The sequence below is a fragment of the Ruegeria sp. O6 genome (assembly GCF_056535045.1).
Genome location: NZ_JBQERM010000002.1, coordinates 227,606 through 250,495, shown reverse-complemented (window position 1 = coordinate 250,495; position 22,890 = coordinate 227,606). Strand labels below are relative to the sequence as shown.

Genomic DNA, 22,890 nt, shown 5'->3' with positions numbered 1-22,890 from the left:
GTTGTGCCAAGCCGTATCGGTGGATTTCTACCGCAACCGGGGCCGGATCACGAAAACTTATAGTCCCGCGGGAAACCATAGGGCGCTTTTTTCCCTACGCTGGCGCGCTTGGACAGCCATTGGGACATATCTGCCTCATGCCGGGTCTTGTCGCCCCCCATGGACCATTTCAGGCCTTCCTCCCAGTTGAAGGTTGTGATGTCAGACAGACCGCCATCCAGCTCCAGCGTTCCCTGTCGCCCGCGTGCCATATTGTATTTTTGCAGGCGCACACCCTTGCCGCGGGTCATTTCGGGCAATTCCTCGGTCGGGAAGACAAGGAACTTGCCGTTCTGCGACACGATTGCAACGTGGTCGCCCTCGACCGGTTTGCAGATCACTGCTGTTTCGTCGTCCTTGACGTTCAGCACCTGCTTGCCGTTTCGCGTCTGGGCCAGCACGTCATCTTCGGGCACCATAAACCCGTTGCCCGCATCCGAAGCCACCAGCAGCTTGCGCCCCGGCTTGTGAATCAGGATATCGATGATCCGAGCCTCGTTCGGCAAGTCGACCATCAGGCGCAGGGGTTCGCCCATACCCCGCCCGCCGGGCAGGTTGGCCGCGCTGACTGTATAGAACCGCCCGTTCGAAGCGAAGACCAGCAACCGGTCGGTCGTTTCCGCATGGAAAATAAAGCGCGGCCCGTCGCCATCCTTGAACTTCAATTCACGGGTCAGGTCGATATGACCGGTCATGGCGCGAATCCAACCCATCTGAGAGCAGACGACCGTGATCGGTTCGCGGTCGATCATCGCCTCAAGCGGCACTTCTTCGACCTCGCCCGCTTCGGCGAACCGCGTGCGGCGTGCGCCGCCTTCGTAATCTTTGCCGAAGGTCTTTTTCGTCTCTTTCAACTGCTCGGCAATCCTGGCCCATTGCAGGCCTTCGTCGGCCAGCAGGTCTTCGAGGTTGGCACGTTCCAGCATCAACTCATCGCGTTCTCGAACCAGCTCCATCTCTTCCAGACGGCGCAGGCTGCGCAGGCGCATGTTGAGGATCGCGTCAACCTGAACCTCGGACAACTCGCCCTCGCCCGGTCTGGGTGAGACATAGTCGGCCTCGCTGGTGGCGCGGATGTGGTCGATCCCCCAATCCTCGCGCATCAGCGCGGCCTTGGGGTCATCGTCATAGCGGATGATGTCGATCACACGGTCGAGGTTCAGGAAGGCAACGATAAAGCCCTCCAACACTTCCAGCCGGTGGTCGATCTTGGCCATGCGGTGGCGCGAGCGGCGGATCAGCACCTCTTGCCGGTGATCAAGGAAAGCGCGCAGCACTTCCTTCATCGAGCAGACTTTGGGCGTCACCCCGTCGATCAGTACGTTCATGTTCAGGCTGAACCGCACCTCGAGGTCCGAGTTGCGATAAAGCATGCCCATCAGCACCTCGGGGTCCACATTCTTGGAGCGCGGCTCGAGGATCAGGCGGATGTCATCGGCGGATTCGTCCCGCACATCGGCAAGGATCGGGATTTTCTTGGTCTGGATCAGTTCGGCGATCTTCTCGATCAGCTTGGACTTCTGAACCTGATAGGGAATCTCGGTGACGATGATCTGCCATTGGCCGCGCCCCAGATCCTCAACCTCGTACTTGCAGCGCAGCCGGAACGAACCGCGCCCGGTGCGATAGGCTTGCGCGATATTCTCGGGTGGCTCGACAATCACGCCACCGGTCGGGAAGTCAGGGCCGGGCACGTAGTTCAGCAACGTGTCGTCGCGCGCGTCCGGTGTCTTGATCAGATGCAGACAGGCGTCGCAGAGTTCCGAGATGTTGTGCGGCGGGATATTCGTCGCCATCCCCACCGCGATACCACTTGCACCATTGGCCAGCAGATTCGGGAACTGTGCGGGCAGCACGACCGGTTCGGTCAGCGTGCCATCATAGTTGTCGCGGAAATCAACGGCGTCTTCGTTCAACCCTTCCAGCAGCGCTTCGGCCACGATGGTCATCCGCGCCTCGGTATAGCGCGAGGCTGCCGGGTTATCGCCGTCGATATTGCCAAAGTTCCCCTGCCCGTCGACCAGCGGATAGCGGACGTTGAAATCCTGTGCCAGACGCGCCATCGCGTCATAGATCGCGGCGTCGCCATGCGGGTGATAGTTGCCCATCACGTCGCCGGAAATCTTGGCAGACTTCCGGAAACCTCCGGTTGCACTGAGTCGCAACTCTCTCATCGCATAGAGGATTCGGCGGTGAACCGGCTTCAACCCGTCCCGCGCATCGGGCAGCGCCCGGTGCATGATGGTGGACAGCGCATAAGTCAGATACCGCTCACCAATCGCGCGGCGCAGCGGTTCCGCCACCTCGCCCCCACCTGTGGGGGCCTGCATGTTGGGGTCATCGATCGTATCGTTCATATATGATGTGATACGACGCAAGTGCGCCTTGGTAAAGCGAGCAGCACATAAATTGCTGGGGAAAAGTCGTGCTTTTTGCAACAGGGGGAGACACCGTGTTGTTTTCCCCCATTTTTCGACTCGTCACCCAATATATGCTAAGATTTCATCAATTGATTTGCTGCCTTTTGTTGATGTTACGATTGCCTTGGGGGATGCGCCATGACGCGCCTGATACTTGTTACCTTTGCCGCGCTCGGCTGGACCTTTTACGTGATGAGCGGTGGCCCTGATTTTGAACCGCGCGGCGTGCGCCCTGCCAAACCGGGACGCGTGGCCGTAGTGGCAGAACCGGTTGCCCCGGTCGTTGAGCCTGCACCTGTCGAAGATTTGGTCACCCGTGCCGCAGTCAAACCCGCTCTGGTGGTTCCACCTGTTGCCGAGGCGGTAACCCAATTGGGTGAGACCGAAACAAAGGCCCTCCTCTCGCAGGTCGCGGCTGGCCTGAAAGCCAATCCCTCGCTGTTTCAAGACGAAAGCGTGACCCTGACCCTGGCATCACTGGAACAGGGTGTGACCGCACTGGAGCAGGTGGTCACCGACGCCGAGTTGCCCACAGTCGAACTGCCCACGCCTGCCGAGGCCCAGACCGACATCCGCGAGATTTCGGGCACCCGGGTCAATCTGCGCGATGGCCCCGGCACGATCTATCCCATCATTGGCAAGGCCGCGCTTGGCCAACAGGTCGAGGTCCTGAGCGATTCCGGCACCGGCTGGCTGCGCCTGCGCGTGTTGCCCGCGCAACAGGTTGGGTGGATTTCAGCATCACTTGTCCGGAAAACATCAAACTGACGCCCGGACGTCATTGCCCTGCCGCAAACCCCACCCTAGCTTTTGGCGGGGTTCAGCTTCGGAAGGCACATGCAGAAATCGATTCTTATTACGGGATGCTCGTCGGGCATTGGGCTGGACGCAGCACACGGAATGCGTGCGCGAGGCTGGCGTGTGTTTGCATCCTGCCGACAGCAGCGCGACTGTGACCGCCTGCGCGCGCAGGGGTTTGAAAGCCCAAGAATCGACTATACCGACCGCGACAGCATTTCCTCGGGATTGTCATATGTACTTGAGGCAACGGGCGGAACTTTGGACGCGCTGTTCAACAACGGTGCGCACGGGCTGCCCGGTGCGGTTGAAGACGTCCCGACAGACGCTCTGCGTCATATCTTTGAAACCAATGTCTTTGGATGGCACGAGCTGACCAGACAGGTTATTCCCGTCATGCGCGAGCAGGGCCACGGCCGGATCGTGCAATGTTCCTCGGTCCTTGGTCTTGTCGCCTTCCCCTGGCGCGGTGCATATGTCGCCACCAAATACGCCATCGAAGGGCTGACCGACACCTTGCGGCTGGAGCTGCGGGATACAAACATTCAGGTCGTTTTGATCGAGCCCGGCCCGATCACCTCAAAGCTCAGGGAAAAGGCAATCCCGGTGTTCGAAAAATACATCGACTGGGAGAACTCGGCCCTGCGGGAAAAATACGAAGGTTCGCTGCTGAAGCGACTATACGAAAACAGCGCGCCCGACCGGTTCGAACTGCCCGCCTCTGCTGTCACCGACAAGCTGGCCCATGCGGTCGAGGCGCGCCGCCCCAAACCACGCTACTATGTGACCACCCCGACATATGTCGCAGGGGTTCTGCGCCGGATTCTGCCCACAAAAGCCACGGATCGCATCCTTTCGGATATCTGAGACGTTATTTCCCGTTCGCTTTTCGTCACCTTGACGCTAGATGGGGATAATCGAAAAAACCGGACGGTGACTTTAAATGGACCCTTTAATGGTCATTCTGCTTCTGGCCATGGCGGCGGTTGTCGTTGTGTTAGCCCTGGGCATCGCGAATTTCGGCAAAAGCGGCATGGAAGCAGCTAAGAAAAGCAACAAGATGATGCGCCTGCGTATCCTCTTTCAGTTCATCGCCGTTATTTTGATCGTGCTATACGTCTATCTACGCGGGCAAGGGGTACAGTAATGGTTGTGCTCAACAAAATCTACACGCGCACCGGCGACGATGGCAAAACCGCTCTGGGCAATGGCGAGCGTGTGGCAAAGTATTCGGGCCGCGTTGCCGCCTACGGAACAGTGGACGAGCTGAATTCTTTTGTTGGCGTGGCCCGTACCGAGGCCGAAGGCAAAGTCGATGCCGCCTTGTCGCGGATTCAGAACGACCTGTTTGATCTTGGCGCGGATTTCTGCCGCCCTGAAATGGAGAAGGATGCCGAAGCGGACTATCCACCGCTGCGAATCGTATCCGCTCAGATCGACCGGCTGGAAGCCGAAATTGACATCATGAACGAAACACTGGAACCGCTGCGCAGCTTCATCTTGCCGGGCGGTTCGCGGCTGGCCGCGCATTTGCACGTGTGCCGCACCGTATCGCGTCGCGCCGAGCGGTTGGCGGTCGAGTTGACGAATATGGAACCGGTTAACGATGTGGCCGTCAAATATCTCAACCGGCTAAGTGACTGGTTTTTCGTCGCGGCCCGGTGCGCAAATAACGATGGCAAGGACGACGTGCTGTGGGTTCCCGGCGCAAACCGCTGAATATTTCCCTGAAAATAAGCGCAATGCGGGCAACAATCTTGCGTGCCTCAAGGTAAAAAACTGCAAAACGCGACGTCCCGACGCGACGACGTGACGATTTTGCTCTGTTTTGCGGGTGCAGCAGACGTTATCAAGTCCGACGAGAGCATTGGTGGAGTCGCCTTCGCGGCTTGCCGTTTTTTGAGGAGAAAGCGCTACAATGAAGGTACTGGTACCTGTCAAACGCGTGATTGACTACAATGTGAAGGTCCGCGTGAAAGCGGACGGTAGCGGTGTTGATCTCGCCAATGTCAAAATGTCGATGAACCCGTTCGACGAGATTGCGGTTGAAGAGGCCATTCGCCTGAAAGAGGCTGGTAAGGCAGACGAAGTTGTTGCCGTTTCGATTGGTGTGAAGCAGGCGCAAGAGACGCTGCGGACCGCTCTGGCCATGGGGGCTGATCGGGCGATCCTTGTTGTTGCGACGGATGATGTGCACACCGATATCGAGCCGCTGGCAGTTGCCAAGATCCTGGCCAAGGTGGTCGAGGAAGAGCAGCCCGGCATCGTTCTGGCGGGCAAGCAGGCGATCGACAACGACATGAACGCCACCGGTCAGATGCTGTCGGCCCTGTTGGGCTGGTCGCAGGGCACCTTTGCCTCGGAACTGGATATCGAAGGCGACAGTGCCAAGATCACCCGCGAGGTGGATGGCGGGTTGCAGACCATCAGCGTCAAGATGCCGACCATCGTGACCGTTGACCTGCGCCTGAACGAGCCGCGCTATGCGTCGCTGCCCAACATCATGAAGGCGAAGAAAAAGCCGCTGGATGAGAAAACCGCCGCCGATTACGGCGTCGACGTCACGCCGCGCCTGGAAATCGTCAAGACCGAAGAACCGCCGGCACGTGCCGCAGGTATCATCGTTGGCTCGGTGGATGAGCTGGTTTCGAAACTCAAAGAAGTGGGGGCTGTGTAATGGCTGTACTTCTGCTTGCCGAAGTCAACAATGGCGAACTGGCGCTGGACGCCACTGCCAAGGCAGTAAACGCTGCCAAGGTGCTGGGTGACGTGACCGTTCTGGCCGCAGGTGGCTCGGCCGCCGCTGCCGGCGAGGCTGCCGCTAAGATCGACGGCGTGTCCAAGGTGCTGGTTGCCGAAGACGCATCGCTGGGTCATCGCCTGGCGGAATCGACCGCCGCGCTGATCGTGGGTCTGGCCGATGGGTACGAGCATATCGTGGCCCCCGCGACCACCGACGCCAAGAACGTGATGCCGCGCGTCGCAGCCCTGCTGGACGTGATGGTGATCTCGGATGCCTCGGGCGTGGTCGATGGCTCGACGTTTGAGCGCCCGATCTATGCGGGCAACGCGATCCAGACCGTGAAGTCGAACGACGCCAAGAAGGTCGTCACCATCCGCACAGCGTCCTTCGATGCGGCGGGGACCGGCGGCTCGGCTGCGGTCGAGACCATCTCGGTCGGCGACAATCCCGGCCTGTCGTCGTGGGTCGAAGACAAGGTGGCTGCAAGCGACCGTCCGGAACTGACCTCGGCAGGCGTTGTTGTCTCGGGCGGCCGTGGTGTCGGCTCGCAAGACGACTTCAAGCTGATCGAAGCTCTGGCTGACAAGCTGGGTGCAGCGGTTGGCGCATCGCGCGCCGCTGTGGACTCGGGCTATGCCCCGAACGACTGGCAAGTGGGTCAGACCGGCAAGGTTGTTGCCCCCGATCTTTATGTCGCCGTCGGCATCTCGGGCGCAATCCAGCACCTTGCGGGCATGAAGGATTCAAAGGTCATCGTTGCGATCAACAAGGACGAAGAAGCGCCGATCTTCCAGGTCGCCGACTTCGGACTGGTCGCCGACCTGTTCCAGGCGGTCCCGGAACTGACCGAAAAGCTCGGCTGAACGCAGCCCGGGGCCTTAGCCCCACAATCACCAAAGGCTCGCCAACCGGCGGGCCTTTTTTAATTCAATTCTCTCAAAGCCGCCTCAAGCTTCAAAGCAATCTCCCTGTGCGCGGAGGGGCCGAGCATATGCTCGGCCACAGGCTGTTGCAGCGTCCCGAACAACACGTCCTCGATCTCGTCTGACAAGGAGGACACACTGACCGTGCATTCCACGACATCGGCACACAACGGTCGAACCTGTTCGATCATGTCAGCATCGGGCAAGACAAGGTCGCGATGCCGATCCTCCTGTCGCTGTATGTGCAGCCAGAGAAGAACAACCCGTGGCTTGATCCGTCGCACCAGCTCGGATGTGTTGCGCAACCAAGTCTCTCGCAACTCCTGCGCCACAACCTCAAAACGCGCGTCCTTTATGGCCCGCAACCTTTCCAGCAAATGCCTGACAAAGTGGATTTCCGTGAAATCGACCTCAGGATAAAGGCCCTGCAAGTCGCACGAGGGTTCAAGAAACCGATCATTCCGACGCGAATGCACGCGATAAAACCTGTTCGACTGGTACGGCACGTCCAGCACTTGCAGCACACAAAGGTCTGATCCGTTGACAAGATTTAAGACCCCCGGATCAGCAAGCAACGCATCAGCCCCACAAAAAAGACTGCCAAAATTGATACAAGGTTGCGGCAATCTTTTGGCAAGCAATGCCGGGTACGGATATTCCACGAACCGGCCAAACGTCTCTTCTCCACCCAGACAGGCCACATAAGGCGTCTCAAGATTTCCGTGCGGCGACCGAAACCACAGATTTGATCCTGCATATTGGCACGTGGCCTCTGTGCCGTTGCTTACACGATGAAAGCTCATACCAAGCCCCCCAAATTTTTCACCCAATTGCCAATTTGCGGCCTTAGGTATTGAGAATCTCCTAATGCGCGCATTTGAAGCAAAATTGACCGGTTCGATCCCCTTGCCGCCCGCCCCGGTCTGCCGATACTGTCCCGGTATCCTCCAGGGCAAAGGCAGCTGAACATGGAAGTTAAATCAGTCGGGGTGATTGGCGCGGGTCAGATGGGCAACGGCATTGCCCATGTTCTGGCTTTGGCGGAATACGATGTCTTGCTGAATGATGTCAGTCAGGATGCGTTGAACAGCGCAATGGCCACGATCGAAGGCAACATGGCGCGTCAGGCATCACGTGGCAAGATCACTGACGATGCGATGCAGGCGGCCCTGAAGCGTATTACAACCACCCTTGAATTGCCGCAGCTGGGACAGACCGATCTGGTGATCGAAGCCGCGACCGAGCGGGAAACAGTCAAACAGGCCATTTTCGAAGATCTGCAACCGCACCTCCTGCCGCATACGATCCTGACGTCGAATACGTCGTCCATTTCCATCACGCGTCTGGCCAGTCGTACGGACCGGCCTGAACGTTTCATGGGTTTTCACTTCATGAACCCGGTTCCGATCATGCAATTGGTGGAACTGATCCGCGGTATCGCAACGGATGAGGAAACCTTCAAAGCCTGCAAGGCGGTCGTGGACCGGTTGGGCAAAACGGCCGCCAGCGCCGAAGATTTCCCGGCTTTCATCGTTAACCGCATCCTGATGCCGATGATCAACGAAGCCGTTTATACGCTGTATGAAGGTGTCGGAAGCGTCCAATCCATCGACCAATCGATGAAGCTGGGTGCGAATCACCCCATGGGGCCGTTGGAACTGGCGGATTTCATCGGGCTGGACACATGTCTTGCCATCATGAACGTCTTGCATGATGGTCTGGCTGATACAAAGTATCGCCCCTGCCCGCTATTGACCAAATATGTCGAGGCCGGATGGCTGGGGCGCAAGACGCAACGCGGTTTCTATGACTATCGCGGCGAGGTGCCGGTTCCGACACGTTAAGTAAACCGCCCGTGCCCGGTACGGTATCGGTTAGATGAAAACACGGGTCAGGACTTGCCTGACTTGCCCAGCGACAATGTATGGTTTCTGAGCCAGGTCATGAAACCACGCGGGTCTTTCTCCAACTGTTCCATATCTTGATCCGAGATCGGATCGCCAATGACCGGCGATTGCGGTTTTTTGCACGAGCGGACGATTTCATGCAGCAACAAGCCTTGCCGCAGGATCGGCGACAGCTTGTTGGCGATCTGGTACCAGCGCGAGTTGCTGCCGGGAAAGAAAATCGGCACCACACGCGCGCCTGAACGGCGGATCATTTTTGCGGTGAACACATTCCACTCGCGCTCGACCGCAGGGCCAAACCAGTCATCCGAAGACATGACGACACCGGACGGGAACAGCGCCACGACACCGCCGTCTTTCAGATGGTCCATCGCCTTGCCACGCATTTCCAGCATCTTGGCCTGCGCTTCGGGGTCATGCGGAAACGGAACCGGGATCATGAAAGACGTCGCGGCCTCATCAAGACCCGTCAGGACCGAGCGGGTCAGAATGCGATAATCACTGCGGATCCGCCCTATCAACTCGGCCAGAATCATACCGTCCACCATTCCGTGAGGGTGGTTGGCAACGACAACGACGGGGCCGGTTTTTGGAATACGGGCAATCTGTTCTTGCGGTGTGGTCAGGTCAATCCCCATCACCTCAAGCGCACCGCCCCAGAACCGCTGTCCCCGGTAAAATTCATTCTTTTTCTCGAATTTGTTGACCATCCGCAAAATGGTCAGCTTGCCCGTGCACCATTCGATGGCGCGAATGGCCGTCGAAGTCCAGGCATCGTCGAACGAGTTCGCATAGGTCAGAGTTCTACGGTCGTAGATCTCGCCCTGATCTGCGGTCCCATCCACCACCGGGCGTGTCTTGGTCTCGTGCGTCGTTTCCGCCAATTCCTGGTCTTCCCGTTCTTCCTGTCCCGGCAAGGGCAGCTTAGAACCCCTCTCCGAACTTGTCGTTCACAAGCGCTTCCAGAGCTTCTGCCAATGCTTCAGCATCCGGTCCGGAGGTCTCGACGTCAATAGTTGTTCCGCGTGATGCTGCCAACATCAAAAGGCCCATAATACTGTCGCCTGACGCAGAAATTCCGTCCTTCGACACCTCGGCATGCGCGTCGAAACCTTCCACAACCTCGACCAGCTTCGCCGATGCGCGGGCATGCAGACCTTTTTCATTGATAATTTTCAGGCTTCGGGTGGTCATATTCATCAATCCGGTTTTAGTCCAATGTCACATTTTGCGCATTGATGTATTTCCGTCCAGCTTCCATTGCCTGACGGACAGCATCACCAACGGGTAAGTGGCGGCTTTTGGCCAATTTAATGAGCATTGGCAGGTTTGCCCCATACAATATCCGCCGATCCTGAGGGGCGCAGGCCCGCAGGCTGAGATTTGAAGGGCTGCCGCCGAACAGGTCGGTTACAACGACAACACCGTCGCCCATATCGACTGCGTCAGCCGCACGACAGATTTCCGCCTGTTTTTCATCCCTGTCGTGGTCAGGTTCGATCGCAATGGCCACAAGGCCGGGCTGCGGCCCGACCACATGCTGTGTGGCGGCCAGGTATTCCTGGGCCAAACCGCCATGCGCAACGATCACAATTCCGATCAATCCGACCTCACATTCAACGACCGACGTTCCATCTCGCGATGCCTAATTGCCACCTGCTGCCCATCCTCTGCAAGGGCCTTTGCAACGGCTTCTGCCATTGCGACGGATCTGTGTTGCCCACCCGTGCATCCGAAAGCCACCGACAGATGTGCTTTTCCTTCGGCCCGAAAGGCCGGCAGCAACAAGGTAAGCAAATCCATCACCCATCCAAGAAAGGGTTCGTAATTCTTATCCGATTGGACATAGCGCGCAACGTCCGAGTGTCGCCCATCCGCCGCCCGCAACTCGGGGCGCCAATAGGGGTTCGCCAGAAACCGGCAATCAAAGACCATGTCCAGCCCACGCGGAAGGCCCCGCTTGTACGAAAACGACTCGATTGAAACTGCCAGATGTCGCCCCCCCTGGGGCGCAAACCAGTTTTCAACTTCTTCCCGTAACTGGTGCACGTTCAGTTGGCTTGTATCGATCAGGGTATCTGCAATCTCGCGTATGGGGGCCAGCAGCTCTTTTTCGCGCTGAACACCGGTCTCAGGGCTGGCATCTTTGGCGACGGGATGCCGCCTGCGGGTTTCCGAAAACCGGCGCACCAATACGTCATCACTGCAATCCAGATACAGAACGGTCAAATCCACCCGCGCCATGCGGCCCAGGCTTTCGGCCAGTTCGATAAACCCGATTGTCGAGAAATCGCGATTTCGGGCGTCAATGCCAAGCGCCATTGGGCGGTCGCTGTCCGCGCTGTCCAGCAGGCGCAGCAGCAGGCCCATCGGCAGATTGTCGATGGCCTCAAAACCCAAGTCTTCCAGTACATGAATGGCTGTGGATCTTCCGGCCCCTGATGGGCCTGTTACCAGCACGATCCGCCGTTGCTCTGTCATTTGTTCGGCCATTCCGGGTGTACACGCCCATTCTTCAGAAGCTGCATCAACGCTGCGGCCAAGTTGGGCACGCCCGCCCCGCGAAGCAAGGGAACAGTTTGCCCCAGCAGCACGATTGTCGCCTCGGCAGGTAACCTTTGTGGCTCGTTTTGATCCAGATCCACAACATAGTCCAAGGGGACCGGTCCGAATACATCCGCTTTGATCAAACCAATGTGACGGGCCTCGATCAAACCCTGTATCTGCGGCACGGCGGCGGCAATGACCTGATGGTCCTGCCTTGACAGGTCGACCCGATCATCCGCGACCAGACCCGCCCCATAGGCCATCATCTGCAATGCTAGAGCCGATTTTCCCGCGCCCGAAGCACCGACAATCAACAGCCCGCGCCCGGCCACTGTTACGCATGAAGCGTGAACACAAGCGCTGTCCCGGTCTTTGGCGTCTGACAGAGAACCTGCTTGCATGAGTTAAACAGGTAACCCCACTACAAAGCGTGCCCCTAGCGGGTCTGATGTAATATCCGCTTCGGTCGGGCGGATATTCTCAGCCCAGATTACGCCGCCATGGGCTTCGACAATCTGTTTCGAGATGGCCAGACCAAGCCCCGAATTGTTACCGAAGTGCTCTGCCGGGCGTTGCGAATAGAAACGCTTGAACACTTTGGTCAAGGCCTGTTCCGGAATACCCGGCCCGGTGTCTTCGACCACGACAAGAACACGGTTGTCTCGCTGACGTACCCAGACGCGGATGGCATCACTTTCTTCACAGAAGGAAATGGCATTGGTGATCAGATTGACGAACACCTGCGCCAGCCGTGCCTCAAGCCCGTTGATGACAATCGGTTCGGATGGCAGATCGGTGATATAGTCGATCCCCTTGGACCGCGCGTCTTCACCCAGATATTGACCGATATTGCCAATCAGCTTGAGCAGATCAAAGGGTTGTTCTTCTTCCTTAACCAGTTCCGCATCAAGACGTGACGCGTTCGAGATGTCGCTGACCAGCCGGTCCAGGCGCCGAACGTCATGTTCGATTACACCCAGCAGCTTGTCGCGCTGATCTTCGCGCTTGACCATGCGAAGCGTGCCAACAGCGGATTGCAGGCTGGCCAAGGGGTTCTTGATTTCATGGGCGACATCAGCGGCGAACTGTTCGTTTGCGTCGATCCGATTATACAGAGCAGTCACCATGCCCCGCAGAGCGCGGCTGAGGCGACCGATTTCATCCGGACGGGCGCTAAGATCAGGTATGCGAATGCGCCCCGGATTGACCCCTGTGCCCCGATCCTTACCCATTTCCGCCGCTGCGGCCAGGTCTGCCAACGGGTTGGCGATGGTCGAAGCCAGCACAAGGCTCAGGCCCACCGAAACCAGCAAAGCCACCACGAACATTTGCAGAATGCGCTCCTGCTCACGGCGGGCCAGTGCGTCGATCTCACCGGCGGGGCCTGTGATGGCAACTGCTCCGGCAGGGGTATCCTCGTAAAGAATCGGAGCAGCGGCTACGATCACGGTCTCACCTGCGGCGTCCTGAACTGCCTGAACCTGCCTTTGACCTGCCAGCGCCTGTGGGATAATTCCCTGCACCCGCTGTGCCAGAGTCGGTGCCTCGACCTCGGTCGACCAGTTGAGAAGGTTCGACACACCGATCCAGACCGCGTTCAACGTGTCGCTGATCACCGTGCTGCCGGTTTGCAGCTCGGAATTGGTTTGCAGAAGAACCGGCATGGCCGACACTTGCGGGGCACCGCGTGTCCAGCCAATCAGGGTGCCACTGGCGTCATAGACAAAGACTTCCCCGCCTTCAGGAAGTGTCAAACCTGACAGCGTATCTCTGACGTCGAGGTTGCCAGCATCCTGCGCGGTGTGCTGCGCACCCTGGCGCAGCTGGGTTTCAAAGACGTTGCTGACCAGCTGCGCATCGCCAAGCAGATTGCGCGCCGTCTGCTGAACCGTCTCTTTCCGCGAATCGTCCAGATACAGCAATCCTGTAACCAGGATCACCAGCGCGATCAGGTTGAAGGTGATGATCTTGCGCGCCAAAGGCGAGCCTCGCAGAGAAAACAGGTTTCTCTGGGACCGCTTTTCCCTCAGTTCCGCTGACTCGGTATCGTCGGGAATGACCCAGTCATCCCCGAGTACGACGTCACCGTCACGTAGTTCGCTGGCTGCTTCGGTGTCGCGCACGAGAGCCCATTACCCCTTGCTGGCGTGGCGCCTATTCTTCGTTGTACCGATAACCGATACCATAAAGGGTTTCGATCGCCGAAAACTCGGGATCAGCCGCGCGCATCTTCTTGCGCAGACGCTTGATGTGGCTGTCGATCGTCCGGTCATCCACATAAACCTGATCATCATAGGCCACATCCATCAGCTGGTCGCGGCTTTTGACGAAACCCGGACGCTGGGCAAGTGCCTGAAGAAGCAGGAATTCGGTCACGGTCAGGGATACATCATTCCCTTTCCAGCTGACCGCATGGCGCAGCGGGTCCATCCGCAAGTCGCCGCGTTCCATAACCTTTGTGTCGTTGCTATTGGCCGCAATCGCGTCGCCGCTTGTTGCTTCTTGCCGACGCAGCAGAGCGCGGATGCGCTCAACCAGCAACCGTTGCGAGAAGGGCTTTTTCACATAGTCATCCGCGCCCATGCGCAGACCCAGAACCTCGTCGATTTCATCATCTTTCGAGGTCAGAAAAATCACCGGCATCTGCGTTTTCTGACGCAGCCGTTGCAGCAGATCCATGCCATCCATTCGCGGCATCTTTATATCGAGTACGGCCATATCAGGCAGCTTTTTGTTGAACGCATCCAACGCGGCCTGGCCATCATTATAAGTTTCAACCTCGAAACCTTCGGCTTCGAGTGTCATGGATACAGACGTCAGAATGTTTCTATCGTCATCCACAAGTGCAATCTTTGACATCGGGCTCACCCCTATTCCTGCTCACTCGCGCAATAATTCGCTTATTTGTAAGGCATTGTTGGCGGTTTTAAGACGCCGAATCAATCCGTAACTGCGAATCGTGCCTTTGTTGCGGCAGGTCTGCGGCAAATTTGCCTTTATGCCCGCAAAAATATGCCCGGTTCTCGGTCATTGAATTTGTGATGGCGCTAAACCCGAACTTGGTTGCGCTAACTGCGTCAAACCCGCCTGTTCATGTCCTGAACGACCGTGGTAAGACGCGCCCAACCGCCGGTTTTCCCGGTACACTGCCCCAAAGGCGCCTCAGGGCCCAAAGCCCCCGCGCCGCCACAGGAGAAGATACACATGACATCTGGACGGGTTAACCCGCAATTCCGCCTCGAGGATCAGGGCATCGAGGGTCTGGGCAATGTCTATTATAACTTCATGGAACCGGCGCTGATCGAAGAAGCGCTGAAGCGCGGCGAAGGTACACTTGGGAATGGCGGTGCCTTTCTGGTCACCACTGGCAAGTTCACCGGTCGCTCGCCCAAGGACAAGCACGTCGTCAAAACCAGCAGCGTGGCTGACACTATCTGGTGGGAAAACAATGCCGAGATGACCCCAGAGGGATTTGACGCCCTCTACCAAGACATGCTGGCCCATATGAAAGGCCGCGACTATTTCGTGCAGGATCTCGTCGGTGGTGCCGATCCGACCTACGCGATCAACGTGCGCATGGTGACCGAGCTTGCCTGGCACAACCTGTTCATCCGTCACCTGCTACGCCGCCCGGATCGCGAGGATCTGGATGAGTTCACCGCGGACTTCACCATCATCAACTGCCCCAGCTTTCAGGCTGACCCGGCCAAACATAACTGCCGCGGCGAGACGGTTATTGCGCTGAACTTCGACCGCAAGCTGATTCTGATCGGCGGCACCGAATATGCGGGTGAGAACAAGAAATCCGTCTTTACCCTGCTGAACTACATGCTGCCGGAAAAAGGCGTGATGCCGATGCACTGCTCGGCCAACCATGCTGTCGGAAACGCGGTCGATACCGCCGTGTTCTTTGGTCTGTCCGGCACCGGAAAAACAACCCTATCCGCTGATCCTTCGCGCACGCTGATCGGAGATGACGAGCACGGCTGGTCAGATCGGGGCACCTTCAACTTCGAAGGCGGCTGCTATGCCAAGACCATCAACCTGAACGCCGAAGCCGAGCCGGAAATTTATGCGACCACCTCGAAATTCGGCACCGTGATCGAAAACATGGTCTTTGACCCCGAGACCAAGGAACTGGATTTCGACGACGACTCGCTGACCGCGAACATGCGTTGCGCCTATCCGCTTGAATATATCTCGAACGCCTCGAAAAGCGCGCTGGGTGGGCATCCGAAGAACATCATCATGCTGACCTGCGATGCCTTTGGGGTTCTGCCGCCGATCGCGCGGCTGACGCCTGCACAGGCAATGTATCACTTCCTGTCGGGCTTCACCTCAAAGGTGGCCGGGACCGAGCGTGGCGTAACCGAACCGCAGCCCACCTTCTCGACCTGCTTTGGTGCGCCGTTCATGCCGCGTCGCCCGGAAGTCTACGGAAACCTGCTGCGCGACAAGATCGCCCAGCACGGCGCGACCTGCTGGCTGGTCAATACAGGCTGGACCGGTGGCGCCTATGGTGTCGGCAGCCGGATGCCGATCAAGGCCACCCGCGCCCTGCTGACCGCAGCGCTGGATGGTTCACTGCGCGACGCCGAATTCCGCAAGGACGCCAATTTCGGCTTTGACGTTCCCGTCTCTGTCCCGGGCGTCCCCGAAGTTCTGCTTGACCCGCGTCGGACCTGGGATGATCAGGCCGCATTCGACAAGCAGGCCGAGAAACTGGTGCAGATGTTTGCCGAGAACTTTGAGCAGTATCTGCCGTTCATTGACGACGACATCAAAGCCGTCGCAATCGGATAAACGAAAAAGGGGCCGTCAGGCCCCTTTCTTTTTGCCGATCCGTAGCTTTTTTGCTGTCCGCCGAATACTCATCTTATAGTTGTATGTCGTTAAAAGCACATACAAGTGCGTTGTTTCAAAGTGCGATCTGCGCTAGGCATATTTACTGTTGAGACGAAAAAGCCCGGCACATTCGCGCCGGGCACTGACTGAAAGGACTTTATGGAAGCTCATATGCGCACACTCACAACGCTGGATTGAGCAACCTAATCAGGCTTCTAGTCTAAGTAAACGGGGATGAGTGTCAACATGGGACTGGCTGGTTGGTATTGCTATCAGTGTGGTTCAAATGGTCGCGGACATGCGGCGGTTGGCACAGAAAACTACAGGTAACACCATGACGGAAATCTCGAAACTCACCGAACTACGCAAATTGATGCAAAGCATGGAGCGGACGCTTGGGCTGGAAAAACTATCTCCGGTTGAGCGCGACATCTATTACGCCGCGGAAGAGCTTTCAAAATCCACTCAGGAAGTGCGTACGTTCGGTTTGATCGAGCATACTTTGGTCCAAAGCATTTCACGCCCAACTTTTTTCCGCGCGCTGAAATCGCTGGTCGAAAAAGGCTATCTTTCGCAAAGCGGCAGCGCCAATCGCGGGCGGTACATCGTTCATGCCCCCAGATGACGCGCCCCGTGCGCGCACGGTGATGTGATCGCAATGCGCGGCTGGGCGACTGACACCCTTGCGGCTTCACTGGCTTATGTGCTGGCGTCGATACTGACCTTCGCCGTGCTTATGCCAATGCAGAACGTGTTTTTTCCGGAATACCCAAGCCGGGCGAGCCTGCTGTTTTTGCCACATGGCGTGCGGGTTCTGTCGGCCTGGCTGCTGGGGTGGCGCGCGGTATTTGCGTTGCTGCCGGGTGTGTTCATCGTCTTTGCTTATCTGGCGGGAACGGATGTTTTCCTGCCCACCCGCCTGCTGGCAATTGCTGTCGCGGTTCTGACAGTTCCTGCGGTTTTCTATCTGCTCAAGGCTGTCGGATGGGACCTGTTCCCCAACCCGAACCGCAAACCCTGCTGGATTTGCGTTATGGGCGTGGGCATAGCCACATCCATTCTGGTCTCTGGCCTGACCAATCTGGTCTTTGGCAGTGCAACGGTTGAGTACATCGCCTTCCTGATCGGCGACATCTCGGGCCTGTTCTTTCTGATGCTGGGTCTGTATTTCGCGTTCCGATTTGCAGACAGGCGACCGGGCTAGCGCCTTAGCCCATCAGGCCACGCCGCAGCAGGTTCAATCCCGCCACCAGTAAAACGAACAGCGTGGCCTTGCGAAAGCTGGCCTGATCGATGCGATCCTGCAGTTTCAAACCAACCCACATGCCAAGCATGGCGGGAAAGATCAGTATTACTGAAAACGGAACCGTTTGCACCCGCAGAAAACCGGACCAGACATGCGCGGCCAGTAACATGACCGCCCCCAATCCATAGATGACGCCCTGAATTCGGATCTGCTCGGCCTTCGGGGTATTCAAAGCCGTCAGATAAGCAACTGTGGGAGGACCCCAGATGCCCGACATGCCACCCACGAACCCGGCGACGCCGCCAACAATAGCCTCAACACCGGTTGATGGATGATGTAGCACCAGCCTGACGCCCAGAACCTGCACAAGGGCGAAGAAGGACACGAATGCACCGATCAGCAGCAGGAAGACCGAGCCGGGCACCAGCGTAACCAGCTGTGCGCTCAGCACCAGAAAAATACCGCCAACGACCAGGAACACCCGAAATCGTCGAATAGAGCTGAGTGCGGCGCTGGCGCCCCCGCGAAAAGCCTGAACGCCGTTGGTGACAAGGGTCGGCAGAATAAGCCCTGCCAGGGTCAGATCCGGTGGCAGAAACGAATTCAGGCCAGATACAAACACCATGGGCATGGCAAATCCAACCATGCCCTTGACCCATCCGGCGGCAAAGGCGACGGCGATGGCAAGTAACAGCTCTTGCGGCGACAGAAGGGAAAACAGGTCCATGCCTTCTAGATATCATCTGGATTTTCTTCTGCATTGCAAAAATGATAAGGTAATTTTTGAACTTTCCAGCAGCAAATTGAGTATTTTTGTTGCGCTGCACGTGCAGCATGATATGACCAGACGACCGAGGAAAGGACGCGATTCATGGCCCATGACGGACAGGATATGACCCAAATGACAACTGATGCAGTTTTGCCCGATCTTCTGGATTTAACGCGGGCCGCCGTGCCTGCGGTGGACGCCGTTTTTGAAAAAGCCCGCGCATCCGTGCGTGGCATGGTGACTGCTGAGGGCCGGGTTTCTGGCGCATTGATCGAAGCAAATCAGACCGCCGCGCATGGTCTGGCCTGGCTGGCGACATATTCGCAGTCGCTGCAACAGATGCAGCGCTGGGCAGAAGCGCTGCAAGCCGATGGTAAATTTGGCGAGATCGAGCAGTTGCTGCACCAGATAGCCTTTGGCGAATATCTGCATCAGGTCGCGGGCGGTATTCCGATGAACCAGGGCGAGGTGGTGCGTCTTCAGGATATGGGTCTTGGCTGGGACGCGCTGTCGGGCTTTCAATCGACCGAAGTACAGACCCTGATGGCACGGGCCAATTCTCAGGCCGCACGTAGCCGTCTGGTTGCGCTGATGCAGGATCAGGCCGGAGCTACGATGTTCGGCGCGTCCGGTCTGGATGAAGAGCTTGAGATGATCCGGGACCAGTTCCGCCGCTACGCGCAGGAAAAGGTCGAACCAAACGCGCATGACTGGCACCTGAAGGATGAACTGATTCCGCTGGAAATCATTGAAGAACTGGCGGAAATGGGCGTTTTTGGTCTGACCATCCCCGAGGAGTTCGGTGGGTTTGGCCTGTCCAAAGCGTCGATGTGCGTGGTGTCCGAGGAACTGTCGCGTGGCTATATCGGCGTGGGTTCGCTGGGTACCCGATCCGAGATTGCGGCCGAGTTGATCATCGCGGGCGGCACCGACGCGCAAAAGGCACAGTGGTTGCCAAAGATCGCCAGTGCCGAGATCCTGCCGACCGCCGTTTTCACGGAACCTAACACCGGTTCAGACCTTGGCAGCCTGCGCACGCGCGCGGTCAAGGATGAGAATGGCGATTACAAGATCACCGGCAACAAGACCTGGATCACCCACGCCGCGCGAACCCATGTGATGACCCTGCTGGCGCGGACCAACCCCGACAGCACCGACCACCGCGGCCTGTCCATGTTCCTGGCGGAAAAGACACCGGGCACTGACGAGAACCCCTTCCCGACCCCCGGCATGACCGGTGGCGAGATCGAGGTTCTGGGCTATCGCGGCATGAAGGAATACGAGCTGGGTTTTGACGGCTTCCACGTCAAGGGTGAGAACCTGCTGGGCGGAGAAGAAGGCAAAGGTTTCAAACAGTTGATGGAAACCTTCGAAAGTGCGCGCATCCAGACCGCCGCCCGGGCCATCGGTGTGGCACAGTGTGCGCTGGACATCGCCATGCAATATGCGATCGACCGCAAGCAGTTCGGAAAATCTCTGATCAACTTCCCGCGCGTGTCCGGCAAGCTGGCGATGATGGCGGTCGAGATCATGATCGCGCGTCAGCTGACCTATTTCAGCGCATGGGAAAAAGATCACGGCCAGCGCTGTGACCTTGAGGCCGGTATGGCCAAGCTGCTTGGTGCGCGTGTGGCCTGGGCTGCGGCGGATAACGGGTTGCAGATTCATGGCGGCAACGGCTTCGCGCTGGAATACAAGATCAGCCGCGTTCTGTGTGACGCGCGTATCCTTAACATTTTCGAAGGGGCGGCCGAAATTCAGGCACAGGTCATCGCACGACGTCTGCTCGGGTGACCCATTTCGGCAGTCCTGTTTCCCCGACTGGCCCGGCGCTTGCGCCGGGTCTTTTTCCTGATTTGTACAATCTGTACGCGGTCCGAACCGTGCAGAGTACGTTTTGTACAATACATACCATTGCCCCTCGCGGCCCGCGTAACGGTCATATCTGACCTGCGTGTTTCAAAACTTCCCCCTTTGATCCCGCCCTTTTCACCGGTACAGCATCAACCGGACACGAGGCGTCGAAATTAACTTTTGGAATACCGCATGACCCGACCTTTCCTTGCCATTTGGGCCGTTCTTGCGGCTCTTGCTCTGGCGGCTTGCACCACGTCTCAGCCGACGGTGAGCCGGAGTGATGTGGACGCGCTGGCGCAGTCGATCCAGGCGCTTGGGCCCAATGTCGATCCGACCGAGGCACAGCAAGCGGCCACGATTGCCTATGCCTATTCGCAGCAGCTGAAGCAGGACTGGAACGTCACCGACCCGGCGATCATCCACAATGCCAAGGTCATCAACGGGTTCCGCGAAAAGGGTCTGTGCAATGACTGGGCCGAAGCGATGACCAAACGCTTGCGGCAGGAAAATTTCCGGACGCTGGACCTGAACTGGGCCACGTCGCCTCCAACCCCGTTTCGCATCATCCACCATTCGGCATCGATCAGCGCCAAGGGGGACACGATGTATGACGGTATCATCCTCGACCCCTGGCGCAACAGCGGTGTCTTGTTCTGGGCGCCGGTGCGCGAGGATACACGATACAACTGGGCACCCCGGCTGGAAGTGCGCGAGCGGCTTCTGAACGGGTCTTTGCCCTACTGACCCGGTTCCGCAGTTACGGCTGATACGCTAGAACCCTGCCATGACACGCCTGATCCTGACCCTGCCTTTGATGGCCCTGTTTCAATGCGACAGGGATGAATCCGTTGCCGCCTATGGCGCAGCAGACCGGACATGGGCGCTGCAGGAAATCGACGGACAGCCCTTTGCCGCCAGCGCCCTGCTGCGGTTCCCAGAAGAGGGCAGGATCACCGGAAATGCCCCCTGCAATAGTTATGACGGCACGCTGAACGCGCCCTACCCGTGGTTCGAAATTCAGGACCTGAGAGCAACGCGGGCCGCCTGCGCCGGGCTTGAGGCCGAAGGGGTCTATTTCGCCGCCCTTTTGGCCATGACCCAATCCGAAGTGTCGGGCGATGTGCTGATCCTGCGCAATGAGGACGGGCACGAGATGGTGTTCACAGCCGCCGAGTGACCTGATCCACGAACCGCGCGCGCGCCTCGGGCAGTGGGTTATGCCCCAGCGCAGGGGCGACGCGGTGGTTCAGGAAATACCCGGTTGTGCGCAAAGCCTCGGCAATCTCGGCATCCGGCGCGGTGCCTTCGCCCCGCAGGCAGGGCGGCAGCGGCAACAGCTTGTCTGCCCATTCCCCCGCCCCTTTGACACTGACGGCGCGCCCGGTCTTGGGCGACACATAGACCAGCCCCTCGGTCGTGCCGGTCGCGGCGCAGGCGGTCAGATCAAGGCCAAAGCCAAGCTCGTCCAGCAGCGCCAGTTCCCATCGCAGGTAGGCCAGCGGCCAGATCTCATCCTGTCCCAGCAGGTCCATCAACCGCTCGGTCCGGGTATAGAGCGCCGGGTGCGCTTCCCGTTCGGGCAGGCAGAAGGACAAAAGCGACACGACGGCGTTCAGCCCGGACAGGGCCAGCCGCCCGGAAAACGCCGCCGCCGCGCGCGAGCGCAGAGGTTCGACCTGAAAGGTGCCGATATGTTCCTCCAGCCGCGCACGCCACAGCACATCCAGCTGCGCGCCGGGTTGCAGGATCGGTGCGATCTTGCGGCTGGTCCCGCCCCGCACCACACCAGCATGACGCCCGTGGGATTCGGTAAAGACCTCGATAATCGCTGAGGTTTCGCCGTGGCGGCGAGAGGTCAGTAGGATGCCGTGATCGCGCCAGTCCAATTCGGGGTCCTGTCGGTGAATGAGTTGTGGTGTTCCCAGAAAATCGTGAAGGGGTCCGTTCTGCAATGGTTTTGCGCATCAAACGCGGAAAGATACGTGAATCGCCTGGTCCGACGGCAGGGGACTAGTGGTTTAAGTGGGACAAAGCTGCCGTCAGGCCAATTTCCAATTGTTAGCCTGAAGAAACCGTCATAGCGTTCGTAAAATCACGGAATGACAATTGTACGCTTCGCTAGACTTACTCAAGTAGGCGAAGCTAAGTTAACTAAAACACTGATGGAGATTTGCGATGCCGGTCGAAGGCTATACGCGCATTATCGCGGACAACGTTATTTGGGACCAGGCGCAGTCTAATGCGGTTATCTCCGACGGAAAATACACATTGTTGCAAAGGGTCCGTGCAATCGAACCCGGGGTCGTCGAGGCGAGATACGCGCTCGTAGTAACCGGCGACGCTTTCTATCGTTGGGAAATGTACTTCAATGAGGAGATGCTTCAGCGTTGGGATGCACCAGGTGGCGACATAGGAGAGGTCACAGTCGTATTTGAAGCGAGAACGGATGGTGGAAGTCTCGACCCAGACTTCAACATCGAAAGATATGCAATCAGAACCTGTGGTCAGCAGGGCGTTCAGAAGGCAAAGGGCACATTTTTTGTGCGAGTATACTCGCGGAATGAAGGTTCCTTCGACTATCCGGTCGCCAACTATGAATGGGATTGTTACAGAAAATACACCATCAAAAATGGACAGCACAGCAACACACGGCGCTGTGAGATGAATAGCGACAACGTTCTGTATTAACGACAAGCTTGGAGTATATTTGCGTTCTCACTCCGGCGCTTTGTTAGCTCGCCATTCGATATGTTTGGGCTGAGCGGCATTGGTCAAGTTGGGCTCAAAGCCGACATG

25 protein-coding genes are annotated in these 22,890 nt (G+C 57.9%); 14 read left to right on the top strand and 11 right to left on the bottom strand.

Translation table 11 applies throughout. From position 1 onward, the window contains the following. Nucleotides 1–47: 47 nt before the first annotated feature. A complete protein-coding gene (locus tag ACR0DY_RS04595; RefSeq protein ID WP_480483739.1) occupies nt 48–2,396 on the bottom strand; it encodes a DNA topoisomerase IV subunit A in 2,349 nt (782 codons plus the stop codon). Between the two features lie 201 nt (nt 2,397–2,597). Here ACR0DY_RS04595 and ACR0DY_RS04590 point away from each other — a divergent pair, with 201 nt between their 5' ends. The 6 genes from ACR0DY_RS04590 (at nt 2,598) to ACR0DY_RS04565 (ending at nt 6,863) form a co-directional block, all read left to right on the top strand. Further along, a complete protein-coding gene (locus tag ACR0DY_RS04590) occupies nt 2,598–3,227 on the top strand; it encodes an SH3 domain-containing protein (RefSeq protein ID WP_480546210.1) in 630 nt (209 codons plus the stop codon). 69 nt (nt 3,228–3,296) lie between these two features. Then, nucleotides 3,297–4,124 carry an SDR family NAD(P)-dependent oxidoreductase gene (locus ACR0DY_RS04585; protein WP_480546209.1) on the top strand — a complete coding sequence of 276 codons (828 nt, stop codon included), beginning with the start codon at nt 3,297–3,299 and terminating at the stop codon, nt 4,122–4,124. Between the two features lie 76 nt (nt 4,125–4,200). After that, nucleotides 4,201–4,404, top strand: a complete 204-nt coding sequence (locus ACR0DY_RS04580) for a twin transmembrane helix small protein (RefSeq protein WP_209506337.1) — start codon at nt 4,201–4,203, stop codon at nt 4,402–4,404. Beyond that, nucleotides 4,404–4,976, top strand: a complete 573-nt coding sequence (locus ACR0DY_RS04575; protein WP_480483742.1) for a cob(I)yrinic acid a,c-diamide adenosyltransferase — start codon at nt 4,404–4,406, stop codon at nt 4,974–4,976. Before ACR0DY_RS04580 ends, ACR0DY_RS04575 begins: the two co-directional genes overlap by 1 nt. 199 nt (nt 4,977–5,175) lie before the next feature. After that, on the top strand, nt 5,176–5,934 hold the full coding sequence (locus ACR0DY_RS04570; RefSeq protein WP_209506332.1) for an electron transfer flavoprotein subunit beta/FixA family protein: 759 nt from the start codon (nt 5,176–5,178) through the stop codon (nt 5,932–5,934). Continuing rightward, the gene (locus tag ACR0DY_RS04565) at nt 5,934–6,863 is read left to right on the top strand and encodes an electron transfer flavoprotein subunit alpha/FixB family protein (protein WP_480483743.1); all 930 of its coding nucleotides are present in this window, start codon (nt 5,934–5,936) and stop codon (nt 6,861–6,863) included. Before ACR0DY_RS04570 ends, ACR0DY_RS04565 begins: the two co-directional genes overlap by 1 nt. Nucleotides 6,864–6,922: 59 nt before the next feature. On the opposite strand, the gene ACR0DY_RS04560 is transcribed toward ACR0DY_RS04565, so the two are convergent. After that, complete coding sequence (locus tag ACR0DY_RS04560) at nt 6,923–7,726, bottom strand: DUF6473 family protein (RefSeq protein ID WP_480897861.1); 804 nt, start codon at nt 7,724–7,726, stop codon at nt 6,923–6,925. A gap of 165 nt (nt 7,727–7,891) precedes the next feature. Between ACR0DY_RS04560 and ACR0DY_RS04555 the strand changes: the two genes are divergently transcribed. Further along, entirely contained in the window at nt 7,892–8,767 is an 876-nt protein-coding gene (locus ACR0DY_RS04555) for a 3-hydroxybutyryl-CoA dehydrogenase (protein ID WP_209506328.1), read from the top strand. A 47-nt stretch (nt 8,768–8,814) separates the two neighbouring features. Here ACR0DY_RS04555 and ACR0DY_RS04550 read toward each other — a convergent pair whose 3' ends face one another. Genes ACR0DY_RS04550 through ACR0DY_RS04520 form a run of 7 tightly spaced genes read right to left on the bottom strand, consistent with a single transcriptional unit; the run spans nt 8,815 to nt 14,236 of the window. After that, complete coding sequence (locus ACR0DY_RS04550) at nt 8,815–9,714, bottom strand: lysophospholipid acyltransferase family protein (protein ID WP_480870915.1); 900 nt, start codon at nt 9,712–9,714, stop codon at nt 8,815–8,817. Nucleotides 9,715–9,754: 40 nt separating this feature from the next. Further along, nucleotides 9,755–10,024 (bottom strand): HPr family phosphocarrier protein, encoded by a 270-nt coding sequence (locus ACR0DY_RS04545; protein WP_209506323.1) that lies wholly within the window; start codon nt 10,022–10,024, stop codon nt 9,755–9,757. 16 nt (nt 10,025–10,040) lie between these two features. Next, nucleotides 10,041–10,433, bottom strand: coding sequence for a PTS sugar transporter subunit IIA (locus tag ACR0DY_RS04540; protein ID WP_267364203.1), 393 nt, complete (start codon nt 10,431–10,433; stop codon nt 10,041–10,043). Beyond that, entirely contained in the window at nt 10,430–11,311 is an 882-nt protein-coding gene (gene rapZ, locus ACR0DY_RS04535) for an RNase adapter RapZ (RefSeq protein WP_480897860.1), read from the bottom strand. The genes ACR0DY_RS04540 and rapZ overlap by 4 nt, the downstream gene beginning before the upstream one ends. Then, nucleotides 11,308–11,778, bottom strand: a complete 471-nt coding sequence (locus tag ACR0DY_RS04530) for an HPr kinase/phosphorylase (protein WP_480483747.1) — start codon at nt 11,776–11,778, stop codon at nt 11,308–11,310. The genes rapZ and ACR0DY_RS04530 overlap by 4 nt, the downstream gene beginning before the upstream one ends. Before the next feature lie 3 nt (nt 11,779–11,781). Then, nucleotides 11,782–13,500, bottom strand: coding sequence for an ATP-binding protein (locus ACR0DY_RS04525; protein WP_480483748.1), 1,719 nt, complete (start codon nt 13,498–13,500; stop codon nt 11,782–11,784). 31 nt (nt 13,501–13,531) lie between these two features. Then, the gene (locus ACR0DY_RS04520) at nt 13,532–14,236 is read right to left on the bottom strand and encodes a response regulator transcription factor (protein WP_267364197.1); all 705 of its coding nucleotides are present in this window, start codon (nt 14,234–14,236) and stop codon (nt 13,532–13,534) included. A 345-nt stretch (nt 14,237–14,581) separates the two neighbouring features. On the opposite strand from ACR0DY_RS04520, the gene ACR0DY_RS04515 reads away from it, so the two are divergent. From ACR0DY_RS04515 to ACR0DY_RS04505, 3 genes are all read left to right on the top strand, one after another. Next, nucleotides 14,582–16,180, top strand: a complete 1,599-nt coding sequence (locus ACR0DY_RS04515; RefSeq protein WP_480897858.1) for a phosphoenolpyruvate carboxykinase — start codon at nt 14,582–14,584, stop codon at nt 16,178–16,180. 280 nt (nt 16,181–16,460) lie between these two features. Beyond that, on the top strand, nt 16,461–16,847 hold the full coding sequence (locus tag ACR0DY_RS04510; RefSeq protein ID WP_480483750.1) for a hypothetical protein: 387 nt from the start codon (nt 16,461–16,463) through the stop codon (nt 16,845–16,847). A 33-nt stretch (nt 16,848–16,880) separates the two neighbouring features. Continuing rightward, the gene (locus ACR0DY_RS04505; RefSeq protein ID WP_267364195.1) at nt 16,881–17,426 is read left to right on the top strand and encodes a hypothetical protein; all 546 of its coding nucleotides are present in this window, start codon (nt 16,881–16,883) and stop codon (nt 17,424–17,426) included. 4 nt (nt 17,427–17,430) lie between these two features. Here the strand turns inward: ACR0DY_RS04505 and ACR0DY_RS04500 are convergent, their stop codons facing one another. Next, the gene (locus ACR0DY_RS04500) at nt 17,431–18,195 is read right to left on the bottom strand and encodes a sulfite exporter TauE/SafE family protein (protein ID WP_480483751.1); all 765 of its coding nucleotides are present in this window, start codon (nt 18,193–18,195) and stop codon (nt 17,431–17,433) included. 144 nt (nt 18,196–18,339) lie between these two features. Between ACR0DY_RS04500 and ACR0DY_RS04495 the strand changes: the two genes are divergently transcribed. The 3 genes from ACR0DY_RS04495 to ACR0DY_RS04485 all read left to right on the top strand — a co-directional run bounded on the left by ACR0DY_RS04495 (nt 18,340) and on the right by ACR0DY_RS04485 (nt 21,271). Beyond that, nucleotides 18,340–20,031 (top strand): acyl-CoA dehydrogenase family protein, encoded by a 1,692-nt coding sequence (locus ACR0DY_RS04495; protein WP_480483752.1) that lies wholly within the window; start codon nt 18,340–18,342, stop codon nt 20,029–20,031. A 252-nt stretch (nt 20,032–20,283) separates the two neighbouring features. Beyond that, the gene (locus ACR0DY_RS04490; RefSeq protein WP_480546207.1) at nt 20,284–20,838 is read left to right on the top strand and encodes a hypothetical protein; all 555 of its coding nucleotides are present in this window, start codon (nt 20,284–20,286) and stop codon (nt 20,836–20,838) included. A gap of 40 nt (nt 20,839–20,878) precedes the next feature. Beyond that, the gene (locus tag ACR0DY_RS04485; protein ID WP_480507408.1) at nt 20,879–21,271 is read left to right on the top strand and encodes an META domain-containing protein; all 393 of its coding nucleotides are present in this window, start codon (nt 20,879–20,881) and stop codon (nt 21,269–21,271) included. Here ACR0DY_RS04485 and recO read toward each other — a convergent pair. Then, nucleotides 21,255–21,980 (bottom strand): DNA repair protein RecO, encoded by a 726-nt coding sequence (recO, locus tag ACR0DY_RS04480; RefSeq protein ID WP_267366372.1) that lies wholly within the window; start codon nt 21,978–21,980, stop codon nt 21,255–21,257. The two genes, ACR0DY_RS04485 and recO, sit on opposite strands and share 17 nt — an antisense overlap. A 289-nt stretch (nt 21,981–22,269) precedes the next feature. On the opposite strand from recO, the gene ACR0DY_RS04475 reads away from it, so the two are divergent. After that, nucleotides 22,270–22,782, top strand: coding sequence for a hypothetical protein (locus ACR0DY_RS04475; protein WP_480546206.1), 513 nt, complete (start codon nt 22,270–22,272; stop codon nt 22,780–22,782). Nucleotides 22,783–22,890: the final 108 nt, after the last annotated feature.